The organism is Shewanella sp. SG41-4 (assembly GCF_014164505.1).
Taxonomy (GTDB): Bacteria; Pseudomonadota; Gammaproteobacteria; order Enterobacterales; family Shewanellaceae; genus Shewanella.
Map to the genome: position 1 here is coordinate 1 of NZ_JACJFI010000114.1, position 12,193 is coordinate 12,193.

Annotated in this window: 10 protein-coding genes; 9 read left to right on the plus strand and 1 reads right to left on the minus strand. The window is 42.6% G+C overall.

Annotated features, from left to right (window positions below; all coding sequences use genetic code 11):
• On the minus strand, positions 1-1,243 hold a 1,243-nt coding region (locus H5202_RS11825; RefSeq protein ID WP_182772254.1), incomplete at its 3' end, for a citrate synthase.
• Positions 1,244-1,672: 429 nt separating this feature from the next.
• Between H5202_RS11825 and sdhC the strand changes: the two genes are divergently transcribed.
• The 9 genes from sdhC (at position 1,673) to H5202_RS11870 (ending at position 12,080) form a co-directional block, all read left to right on the plus strand.
• Positions 1,673-2,047 carry a succinate dehydrogenase cytochrome b556 subunit gene (gene sdhC, locus H5202_RS11830; RefSeq protein ID WP_101086891.1) on the plus strand — a complete coding sequence of 125 codons (375 nt, stop codon included), beginning with the start codon at positions 1,673-1,675 and terminating at the stop codon, positions 2,045-2,047.
• A complete protein-coding gene (gene sdhD / locus H5202_RS11835) occupies positions 2,041-2,388 on the plus strand; it encodes a succinate dehydrogenase, hydrophobic membrane anchor protein (RefSeq protein ID WP_101086892.1) in 348 nt (115 codons plus the stop codon). The genes sdhC and sdhD overlap by 7 nt, the downstream gene beginning before the upstream one ends.
• A complete protein-coding gene (gene sdhA, locus H5202_RS11840; RefSeq protein ID WP_182772255.1) occupies positions 2,389-4,155 on the plus strand; it encodes a succinate dehydrogenase flavoprotein subunit in 1,767 nt (588 codons plus the stop codon).
• A 16-nt stretch (positions 4,156-4,171) separates the two neighbouring features.
• Positions 4,172-4,879 carry a succinate dehydrogenase iron-sulfur subunit gene (locus H5202_RS11845; RefSeq protein WP_182772256.1) on the plus strand — a complete coding sequence of 236 codons (708 nt, stop codon included), beginning with the start codon at positions 4,172-4,174 and terminating at the stop codon, positions 4,877-4,879.
• 202 nt (positions 4,880-5,081) lie between these two features.
• A complete protein-coding gene (sucA, locus tag H5202_RS11850) occupies positions 5,082-7,904 on the plus strand; it encodes a 2-oxoglutarate dehydrogenase E1 component (protein WP_182772257.1) in 2,823 nt (940 codons plus the stop codon).
• Between the two features lie 28 nt (positions 7,905-7,932).
• Positions 7,933-9,129, plus strand: a complete 1,197-nt coding sequence (gene odhB / locus H5202_RS11855) for a 2-oxoglutarate dehydrogenase complex dihydrolipoyllysine-residue succinyltransferase (protein WP_182772258.1) — start codon at positions 7,933-7,935, stop codon at positions 9,127-9,129.
• A gap of 77 nt (positions 9,130-9,206) precedes the next feature.
• The gene (gene sucC, locus H5202_RS11860) at positions 9,207-10,373 is read left to right on the plus strand and encodes an ADP-forming succinate--CoA ligase subunit beta (RefSeq protein WP_101086897.1); all 1,167 of its coding nucleotides are present in this window, start codon (positions 9,207-9,209) and stop codon (positions 10,371-10,373) included.
• A complete protein-coding gene (gene sucD / locus H5202_RS11865; protein WP_182772259.1) occupies positions 10,373-11,245 on the plus strand; it encodes a succinate--CoA ligase subunit alpha in 873 nt (290 codons plus the stop codon). The genes sucC and sucD overlap by 1 nt, the downstream gene beginning before the upstream one ends.
• Before the next feature lie 124 nt (positions 11,246-11,369).
• On the plus strand, positions 11,370-12,080 hold the full coding sequence (locus H5202_RS11870) for an AEC family transporter (protein ID WP_259397296.1): 711 nt from the start codon (positions 11,370-11,372) through the stop codon (positions 12,078-12,080).
• Positions 12,081-12,193 lie beyond the last annotated feature (113 nt).

Sequence of the window (12,193 nt, forward strand, 5' to 3'; positions counted from 1 at the left end):
TGTATAACTGACGTGGACGGCTAATTTTGTGGCCTGGTTGATCTAACATTTCTTTCCAATGTGAAATCCAACCAACAGTACGAGACAGTGCAAATAACACTGTGAACATATCATTAGGGATACCAATGGCTTTCATGATGATACCAGAGTAGAAATCGACGTTCGGGTAAAGCTTCTTAGAGATGAAGTACTCATCTTCAAGAGCGATACGCTCGAGTTCCATTGCTACGTCTAATAATGGATCAACCACTTTAAGTTCTTTAAGGACTTCATGACAGGTTTCACGCATCACTTTAGCGCGCGGGTCGAAGTTCTTATAAACACGATGGCCAAAGCCCATTAGGCGGAATGGATCGTTTTTGTCTTTCGCTTTCTCGATAAACTCAGGAATGCGGTCAACGCTGCCGATTTCTTCTAACATTTCTAAGCAAGCTTCGTTAGCACCACCATGAGCAGGGCCCCACAACGAAGCAATACCTGCTGCAATACATGCAAATGGGTTAGCACCTGAAGAGCCTGCTAAACGAACTGTAGATGTAGATGCATTTTGCTCATGATCAGCATGCAATACAAAAATACGGTCCATTGCTTTTTCTACGACAGGATTAACTTTGTACTCTTCACAAGGAGTAGCAAACATCATCGACAAGAAGTTGCCCGCATAACTTAAATCGTTACGTGGGTAAACAAAAGGTTGCCCCATTGAGTACTTGTAGCACATCGCAGCAATAGTCGGCATTTTCGACACTAAGCGGTAAGCTGCAATTTCACGATGCTTTGGATTGTTAACATCAAGAGAATCTTGATAGAAAGCAGATAATGCACCGGTTACACCACAAAGCATTGCCATTGGGTGTGCGTCACGGCGGAAACCTCTGAAGAAGAATGCAATTTGCTCATGTACCATAGTGTGTTCTTTCACTGTGGCAACAAATTGTTCGTAATCAACTTTAGACGGTAATTCACCGTAAAGAAGCAAGTAGCATAAATCTAAATAGGTAGATTCAGTTGCAAGCTGGTCAATTGCATATCCACGATGTAACAAGATACCTTGTTCACCATCGATATAGGTAATTGCTGACTCACAAGATGCAGTAGCTAAAAAGCCTGGATCGAAGGTGAAATACCCTTTTTTTCCAAGTGTACTGATGTCGATAACGTCAAAACCTTCAGTACCTTTCTTAATAGGTAGGTCGATTGAATCGTTTCCTGGTAACTCTAATTTGGCTATATTATCAGCCATACCCCGTTCTCCTTACTTCATTCTTCTATATGAGTGCGGCATGTTAAGCGGTGGTTACTTTACAGTGGATCGGGATCACATATCAATTTAAATAAGCGTTTAAATTTGTTAGACCATGGTATATATGCGCTGAAAACCGCTCTGCGCTTGGATTAGAATAAAAAAATACTAAAAAAACTTATTTTGCATAATGTGAGGTTTGTATTTGACAATTCCCACGAGTATACTTGCCTGCGCCCCCAAGGGCGACGAACATCACAGTTTAGGAATGATGAATTTACGAACTAAATAGTGATTTCTCAATTGATTAGATGTTTCAGAGTGGTCCGTTATTTGTTTAAAAACGTATGCCTAGTGTTAGCGTTAATAGTTAAACAAAAAACAGATAGATAACAAAAATAATGCTCGACGGAGCTGAGTGAGCAGAACGTGAAAAAGCAAAGACCTGTCCATCTAGACCTGCAGACGATAAGCTTTCCTGCGACAGCTATCGCGTCAATCCTACACCGTATTTCCGGTGTTATCATGCTATTTGCAATTGGTATTCTTCTTTGGTTGTTAAATTCGACTTTAACATCACCAGAGGGGTTTGCTAGCGTACAATCCTTGTTCGATGGTTTTGTGATGAAGTTCATCATTTGGGGTATTCTAACTGCGTTGGGTTATCACTTATTAGGTGGCATTCGTCATTTGATTATGGATGCTGGACACTGGGAAGAATTAACTTCGGGTGTTGCATCAGCTAAGGCTACTTTTGTGTTAGCAGTAGTCTTTTCAATCATAGCGGGGATTTGGGTATGGTAACAAATGCAGCAAGTTTTGGACGCAGTGGTGTTCATGACTATATTCTATTACGCGCAAGTGCAGTGATCCTCGCTTGTTATACTATTTTCTTAGTAGGTTTTATCGCGTGTAGTGCCCCGTTAACTTTCGAAATTTGGAGTGGTTTATTTAGTTCACTTCCAATGAAAGTCTTTACCCTTATAACGTTAGTTGCTTTACTTATTCATGCGTGGATTGGTGTATGGCAAGTGTTGACTGATTATGTCAAACACACAGCGTTACGTGGTGTATTACAGTTTACCTTTGTCATGGTCGCGATCAGTTATTTAGCGTCAGGCATTGTAATAGTGTGGGGTGTTTAAGTGAGTATTCCAGTACGCGAATTTGATGTAATCGTAATTGGCGCCGGTGGCGCAGGTATGCGAGCAGCATTACAGATTTCTAAAGAAGGTAAGAGCTGTGCGCTGTTATCTAAAGTTTTCCCAACTCGTTCACATACCGTTTCTGCTCAAGGTGGTATCACCGTAGCATTAGGTAATGCTCACGAGGACCATTGGGAACAACACATGTACGATACCGTTAAAGGTTCTGATTTTATCGGCGACCAAGAAGCTATCGAGTTTATGTGTCAAACGGGTCCTGAAGCAATTATTGAACTTGAGCAAATGGGTTTACCTTTCTCTCGTTTTGATAATGGCACAATCTACCAGCGTCCTTTTGGTGGTCAGTCGCGTAACTTCGGTGGTGAGCAAGCGGCTCGTACTGCTGCTGCTGCTGACCGTACAGGTCATGCACTGCTTCATTGTTTATACCAACAAAACGTTAAACATAAAACTGACGTTTATTCTGAGTGGTATGCCTTAGATTTGGTTAAAAACGAAGATGATGTAGTGGTAGGCTGTACTGCGATTGAAATTGAAACTGGCGAAATTGTTTATTTCAAAGCAAAAGCAACTATTTTAGCGACCGGTGGTGCAGGACGTATTTATGCATCAACCACTAACGCTCACATCAATACTGGTGACGGTGTTGGTATGGCAGCTCGTGCAGGCGTTCAATTGCAAGACATGGAAATGTGGCAGTTCCACCCTACGGGTATTGCTGGCGCAGGTGTTTTGGTTACTGAAGGTTGTCGTGGTGAGGGTGGATACCTATTAAACAAAGACGGCGAACGTTTCATGGAACGTTATGCGCCAAATGCGAAAGATTTAGCATCACGTGACGTGGTAGCACGTTCAATGATGACTGAAATTCGTGAAGGTCGTGGTTTAGACGGTCCTTTAGGTCCACATTGTTTATTAAAACTAGATCATTTAGGCAAAGAAACCTTAGAAGCGCGTCTTCCTGGTGTGTGTGAATTATCACGTACCTTTGCACACATTGATCCAGCAGATGGTCCAATTCCAGTATTGCCTACTTGTCACTATATGATGGGTGGTTTACCGACTAAAGTAAGTGGTCAAGTTATTCGTATGAATGACGACGGCACCGAGCAAGATGTATTAGGTTTATTTGCCGTTGGTGAAATTGCTTGTGTATCAGTACACGGTGCTAACCGTTTAGGTGGTAACTCATTACTTGATTTGGTTGTGTTTGGACGTGCTGCTGGTCAGCATTTAGGTAAAGCGTTAGACGCGACACCTGATCCAAAAGCTGCATCAGACGTAGAAATTAGTGCATCACTTGCTCGTCTTAATCGTTGGGAAAGCAACAAAGACGGTGAAGAACCTGCGGTTATCCGTAAAGATCTTCAATTGTGCATGCAGTTAAATTTCTCTGTTTTCCGAAGTGGTGAAGCCATGGCGGAAGGTTTAGAACAGCTACAAGCAATTCAAAAACGTCTTGAAAATGCTAAGTTATCTGATAATTCAACAGAATTTAATACTCAACGTATTGAATGCTTAGAATTGGATAATTTAATGGCAACAGCGTTGGCAACTGCTTATGCAGCTAACTTCCGTACTGAAAGCCGTGGTGCGCATTCTCGTGAAGATTATTTAGACCGTGATGATGATAATTGGTTATGTCATAGCTTGTACAACCCAATGACGAAAGCTATGAGTAAACGTGATGTCAACATGACACCTAAATTACGTGCAGCGTTTCCACCAGTAAAACGTACCTATTAGGCAGGAGTTGCAAAAGATGAAATTAACATTTGCATTGTATCGTTATAATCCTGATGTAGATACCAAGCCTTATATGAAGGACTACACCTTAGAAGTGCCTGAAGGCACTGATATGATGGTGTTAGATGCGTTAATTAAACTGAAAGAACAAGACCCAACGCTTGCGTTCCGTCGTTCATGCCGTGAAGGTGTGTGTGGTTCTGACGGTGTTAACATGAATGGTAAAAACGGATTAGCGTGTATTACGCCATTATCGACCTTTAAAGGGAAGAAAATTGAAATCCGTCCTTTACCAGGCATGCCGGTAGTTCGTGATTTGGTTGTAGATCTGACTCAGTTCTATAAGCAATACGAAAAAATTAAGCCTTATCTGATTAATGACGAACAGGCTCCAGCTCGCGAACATTTACAATCACCTGAAGAGCGTGCTCATTTAGATGGTTTATATGAATGTATCATGTGCGCATGTTGTTCAACTGCTTGTCCATCATTCTGGTGGAATCCTGATAAATTTATCGGACCAAGTGGCTTGTTACATGCTTATCGTTTCTTGATCGACAGCCGCGATACGGCTACTGAAGAGCGTTTATCTGAACTAGATGATGCTTACAGTGTGTTCCGTTGTCATGGCATCATGAACTGTGTTGATGTTTGTCCTAAAGGATTAAACCCGACTAAAGCGATTGGTCATATCAAGTCGATGTTACTGAAGCGAGCGGTTTAATGCACGACGAAGAGCATAATAGTCTGACTTATTAGCTCTGTTAAGAGTCATCTTCAATATTGGAGATGGCTCTTTTGTGTGTTTATGTAATACCTCCTGCTATTATCTTGTAAAGATAATTTCAGTCTACGTGTGAAGTAACTTAGGTTACTCACTGTTATGTTTATGGCTAGCACGTGTATCAAGTTTGAAAGGAATAACAATGCACCAAGGCATCATGAAAGCCTGGCTCGAGTCGTCACATTTAAGTGGTTCGAACTCGACCTACGTAGAAGAGATGTATGAAGCCTATCAAGAAGATCCGCAATCAGTGACTCCTGATTGGCAGCTTGTTTTTGATAATCTCCCTCCGGTTAACGGTGCCTCAGTAGAAGTACCCGAAACTGCTCACTCTAAAGTCCGTGACTATTTCCGCAGTTTAGCTTTACAAGGTCGTTTAAAAAACGCTACTAGCGTAGGCGATCCAGAGTTAGATGCTAAACAAGTTAAAGTTCTGCAACTGATCAATGCTCACCGTTTCCGTGGCCATCAAAATGCCAATTTAGATCCATTAGGATTATGGAAGCGTGAGTCTGTTCAGGAGCTAGATCCTGTTTATCATGGCTTAACTGTTGATGACATGCAGCGTCAGTTTAATACTGGTTCATTCGCCCTAGGCGGTGAGACCATGAAACTTGCTGATATTATTCATGCATTAAAGAGCACATATTGTGGCTCTATTGGTGCTGAATACATGCACATTACTGACACCGATGAAAAGCGTTGGATCCAACAACGTCTTGAACCCACATTAGGTAAAGCCAATTACGATAATAGTGTCAAAAAGCGTATTCTTGAAGGGTTGAATGCAGCAGAAGGTATCGAAAAATACCTTGGAGCTAAATTCCCTGGAGCTAAGCGTTTCTCTTTAGAAGGTGGTGATGCGCTCGTTCCGATGATGCGTGAAATCATTTACCGTGCCGGTGAAGCGGGTACTAAAGAAATCGTTGTAGGTATGGCTCACCGTGGTCGTTTAAACTTGCTCATTAACGTACTGGGAAAACGTCCTGCAGAACTGTTTGATGAGTTTGCCGGCAAGCATGCCGATACTCATGGTTCAGGTGACGTAAAATATCACCAAGGTTTCTCATCTGATTTTGAAACGCCAGGTGGAAATGTTCATTTAGCATTAGCCTTTAACCCATCTCACTTAGAGATCGTTAATCCAGTGGTTATTGGTTCTGTTCGTGCTCGTCAAGATCGTCGTGGTTGTAAAGACGGTCTGCAAGTAATGCCAATTACTATTCATGGTGATTCAGCTATTACCGGCCAAGGTATCGTGCAAGAGACGTTCAATATGTCTCAAACTCGCGGCTTTAGAGTTGGCGGTAGTATTCGAATCGTGGTTAATAATCAAGTTGGTTTTACGACATCTAACCAGGCTGACACACGTTCAACAGAATACTGTACTGATATCGCTAAGATGGTTCAGGCACCAATTTTTCACGTTAACTCTGACGATCCTGAAGCCGTTGCGTTTATTTCTCAACTTGCTGTGGATTACCGTAATGAGTTTAAACGTGACGTGGTCATTGATTTAGTGTGTTATCGCCGTCATGGTCATAACGAAGCTGATGAGCCTAGTGCTACACAGCCTCTAATGTACGCTAAAATCAAAAAACACCCTACACCACGTAAAATTTATGCAGATAAGTTAATCGCTGAAAACAGCATTCCAGCTGATGAAGTGACTGGTTTGATTAATCATTATCGTGATGCATTAGATGCTGGTGATTGTGTGGTTAAAGAGTGGCGTCCTATGACGTTACATACTGTTGACTGGACGCCTTATCTGAATCGCGAATGGGATGAAGAATACGCCGGGCCTATGTCAATGGAACGTCTGCAAAACTTAGCTAATAAGTTAGTTGATATTCCTGAAAATCATACACTTCAATCTCGTGTTGCCAAAATTTGTGCTGATCGTACTTTGATGGCTAAAGGCGAAAAGTTATTAGACTGGGGCTTCGCTGAAACCTTGGCCTATGCTTCTATCCTTGAAGATAACAAGCGTGTGCGGATTACCGGTCAAGATTCTGGTCGTGGTACGTTCTTCCATCGCCATGCTGTATTGCATAGCCAAAAAGACGGCACTACCTATTTACCCTTGCGCAATGTTGCAGATGAACAAGGGCCAATTGATATTATTGACTCGGTATTATCTGAAGCATCAGTGTTGGCATTTGAATACGGTTACGCGACAGCAGAACCCGGTGGCTTGACCATTTGGGAAGCGCAGTTTGGCGATTTCGTTAACTGTGCCCAAGTGGTGATTGACCAATTCTTATCGTCTGGTGAGCAAAAGTGGGGCCGTTTATGTGGTCTAACTATGTTGTTACCACACGGCTATGAAGGTCAAGGTCCTGAGCATTCAAGTGGTCGTTTAGAGCGTTTCTTGCAATTATGTGCTAACCACAACATGCAAGTGTGTGTGCCATCAACTCCGGCGCAGGTTTATCACATGTTGCGTCGCCAAGTTGTGCGTCCAATGCGTCGTCCGTTAGTGGTTATGTCGCCTAAATCTTTGCTACGTCATCCATTAGCGGTGTCTACCTTAGAAGAGCTTGCTGAAGGCACTTTCCAAAATATTATTGGTGAGATTGATACTTTAGACGCCAGCCAAGTCGACCGCGTTGTATTCTGTAGCGGCAAGGTCTATTTCGAGTTACTTGAAAAACGTCGTAAAGAGAATGTGACCAACGTTGCCATCGTTCGTGTTGAGCAGCTGTATCCGTTCCCTGATGTGGAATTGCGTGCGGCATTGGCAACATATCAACATGTTACTGATTTTGTTTGGTGTCAAGAAGAGCCTCAAAACCAAGGTGCATGGTACTGTAGTCAGCATCATTTCTGGGCTAATATTCCTGCAGGCGCTCAACTCACTTATGCCGGTCGTGAAGCTTCTGCTGCACCAGCATGTGGTTATCCTGGGTTGCACGTTCAGCAGCAAGAATCATTAGTAAATAGCGCATTAAAACTGTCGTAATAGATAATTTATATAAGGGAAGCTTTCCATGAGTATCGAAATTAAGGTACCCGTATTACCAGAATCTGTTGCTGATGCAACTATTGCTACTTGGCATGTTAAACCTGGTGAGCAGGTAACTCGCGATCAAAACTTAGTTGATATCGAGACTGACAAAGTTGTGTTAGAAGTGGTTGCACCTGAAGACGGTTCAATCTCTGAATTGTTATTCCAAGAAGGTGACACCGTTTTAGGTGAGCAAGTGATTGCTAATTTTGTTGCTGGTGTTGTTTCAGGTCAAGAAGTGACTAAAGCTGAAGCATCAGCGCCTTCTGCCACGGCGACTACCGAAGCTGCTTCTGATGAATCTAATGATGCATTAAGTCCATCTGTACGTCGTGTTATTGCAGAGCATAATCTTGATGCCAGCAAAATTAAAGGTTCTGGTGTTGGCGGACGTGTAACTAAGGATGATGTAGATGCATTCCTTAAGTCTGCACCAGCCAAAGCTGCAGCACCGGCGGCTCCTGTAGCACCGCTAGAAGGCCGTAGTGAGAAGCGTGTACCAATGTCACGTCTTCGTAAAACTATCGCAAAACGTCTTCTAGAAGCGAAGAATTCAACGGCAATGTTAACTACGTTTAACGAAGTTAACATGAAGCCAATCATGGATATTCGTAAGCAGTACCAAGACATTTTCGAAAAACGCCATGGTATTCGTTTAGGCTTTATGTCTTTCTATATCAAAGCAGTGACAGAAGCGCTAAAACGTTTCCCAGAAGTTAACGCCTCTATCGACGGTGATGACATTGTTTATCACAACTATTTTGATATCAGCATTGCAGTATCAACACCTCGCGGTTTGGTAACACCAGTATTGCGTGATACCGACACGATGAACTTAGCTGAAATTGAAAAAGCAGTTCGTGAATTAGCCATCAAAGGCCGTGACGGTAAGTTGTCTGTTGCAGATATGACTGGCGGTAACTTCACTGTAACTAACGGTGGTGTTTTCGGTTCACTCATGTCGACTCCAATTTTGAATCTGCCACAAAGCGCAATCTTAGGCATGCATGCCATTAAAGATCGCCCAATGGCAGTGAATGGTCAGGTTGAAATCCTGCCTATGATGTACCTAGCACTCTCTTACGATCATCGAATTGTTGATGGTCGTGAGTCAGTTGGCTTCTTAGTCGCGATTAAAGACTTCTTAGAAGATCCAACTCGTCTGCTGCTTGATCTATAAGTCAGTAGATAAAACCCTCGTCGCTGGCTCAAGATAGAGCCAGTTGGATTTTATTAGAAGTATATGGATAGATCATCATGAATTTGCATGAGTATCAGGCAAAATCTTTATTTGCCGAATATGGTTTACCAGTCTCTGAAGGCTTTGCATGTGATACTGCTCAAGAAGCAGTAGAAGCAGCTGGTCACATTGGCGGAAACTTATGGGTTGTTAAGTGTCAAGTACACGCAGGCGGCCGTGGTAAAGCAGGTGGCGTTAAAGTTACCGGTAGTAAAGACGAAATCAGAGCATTCGCTGAAAACTGGTTAGGCAAGAACTTAGTAACGTACCAGACTGACGCTAAAGGCCAGCCAGTTGCTAAAATTCTAGTCGAAAGCTGTACTGACATCGCCAATGAATTGTACTTAGGTGCAGTTGTTGACCGTAGCACACGTCGCGTTGTGTTTATGGCTTCAACAGAAGGTGGTGTTGATATTGAAACTGTGGCTGAACATACGCCAGAGCTTATTCACACCGCTATCATTGATCCGTTAACAGGTCCTCAAGCTTTCCAAGCTCGTGATCTTGGCTTCAAGTTAGGGTTAAACCCAACACAAATGAAGCAGTTCACTAAGATCTTTATGGGTCTAGCGAACATGTTTAACGACCATGATTTTGCGTTATTAGAAATCAATCCACTTGTTATCACCACTGAAGGCAATCTTCATTGTTTAGATGGCAAAATTGGTATTGATGGCAACGCATTATTCCGTCAGCCTAAAATCAAAGCTATGCACGATCCATCACAAGATGATGCTCGTGAAGCGCATGCTGCTAAATTTGAATTAAACTATGTTGCTTTAGACGGTAACGTAGGTTGTATGGTTAACGGTGCTGGCCTAGCAATGGGTACAATGGACATCGTAAACCTACATGGTGGCAAGCCAGCTAACTTCTTAGATGTTGGCGGTGGAGCAACTAAAGAACGTGTTGCAGAAGCCTTTAAGATCATTCTTTCTGACAGCAATGTTAAAGCAGTATTGGTTAACATCTTCGGTGGTATCGTGCGTTGCGATATGATCGCTGAAGGTATTATCGGTGCAGTTAAAGAAGTTGGCGTTAAAGTGCCAGTAGTTGTTCGTCTTGAAGGTACTAACGCCGAATTAGGTCGTGAAGTATTGGCTAAGTCTGGTCTTGATATCATCGCGGCAACAAGTCTAACTGACGCGGCTGAGCAAGTTGTTAAAGCTGCGGAGGGCAAATAATGTCTGTTTTAATTAACAAAGATACCAAGGTAATCTGTCAAGGTTTCACTGGTGGTCAGGGTACTTTCCACTCTGAACAGGCGATTGCTTATGGCACGCAAATGGTTGGTGGTGTTTCTCCTGGAAAAGGTGGTCAAACTCACCTAGGTCTTCCAGTATTTAACACTGTTAAAGACGCTGTAGCAGCAACAGGTGCAACTGCAACTGTTATCTACGTACCAGCACCTTTTTGTAAAGACGCTATTCTTGAAGCAATCGATGCCGGCCTTGAGCTAATCGTTTGTATCACTGAAGGGATCCCTACACTTGATATGCTTCAAGTGAAAGTGAAGCTTGAAGAAACTGGCGTTCGTATGATTGGTCCTAACTGCCCAGGTGTAATCACACCGGGTGAATGTAAGATTGGTATTATGCCTGGTCACATTCATTTGCGCGGTAAAGTCGGTATTGTTTCACGCTCTGGTACGTTAACGTACGAAGCTGTTAAGCAAACTACTGATGAAGGCTTCGGCCAATCTACTTGTGTAGGTATCGGTGGTGATCCAATTCCTGGTACTAACTTCATCGACGTATTGGAAATGTTCCAAAACGATCCACAGACTGAAGCGATTGTAATGATCGGTGAAATCGGTGGTAATGCTGAAGAAGAAGCAGCTGAATACATCAAAGCACACGTAACTAAGCCTGTTGTATCTTACATTGCTGGTGTTACTGCACCAGAAGGTAAGCGCATGGGCCATGCTGGCGCAATTATCGCTGGTGGTAAAGGTACTGCTGAAGATAAGTTTGCTGCTCTAGAAGCTGCTGGCGTGACGACTGTTCGCTCTTTAGCTGACATTGGTAAAGCACTACGTATCAAAACAGGTTGGTAATTTTTACCTTCTTGATAAAAAGGCGCTTAGGCGCCTTTTTTATTGGTTTTTTAATATTTTCATGTAGTTATATTATTGTAATAGGCAATCTGTTGCGATTCCTTTAATTCTTTGCAAGGTAATTATGGCCATCATCAGCATTATTTTCCCCTTAATTTTTATGGTGTTATTAGGCTATGTATTAACCCGAGTTGGATTCTTTAACAAAGAACACATTGCCGGGATCAGCAAGTTCACTTTTTATGTCAGTATTCCAGCATTTTTATTTATCAATATGTTGGCAGCTCCGTTAGCGCAAAGCATTGACCCATTTGCATTATTAGCTTTTTACATACCGGTGATATTAGTGTTTGCGACAGGTTATCGTATTAATCGCCACTTTAGCCCAATAGCGCTGCAAGGACGTGATGCCAGTGCGGTATTCGCGTTGGGTGCCAGTTATTCCAATACGGTATTGGTCGGTTTGCCCATTATTATCGCCGCCTTGGGCCAGGCAATGATAGGGCAGGTATTTATGATCATTACTTTTCATAGTGCCACTTTATTCGCTATGACTTTTATCTTAGCGGCACGAGCACAGCCTCAAGGTTTCTCGTGGCGAAGGTTTGTTCGTTCCATGTTACTTAATCCGGTTGTGATGAGTATTGGTCTAGGTATTTTGGCGAATGCGTTAAGCGTTAACTTAGGTGAACAACTTAATGCGGGTTTAACATTACTCGCAAAGCCTGCATTAGCCTCTGCATTGTTTGTGTTAGGTGCTAATTTAAGTTTTTATCGCATAGGTGAACATTGGCGTTTAGCTTTAATGGCTAGTGGTTTAAAAGTAAGCGGTTAATTAACCCCACATACCAATAATACTCACGCTTTAATATAGTGCCTTTTTCACCGGAGGTACTATGAACCAAGAACAAAAGCGCGCCCATTGGGTATCAATTGTTGAGCAACAAA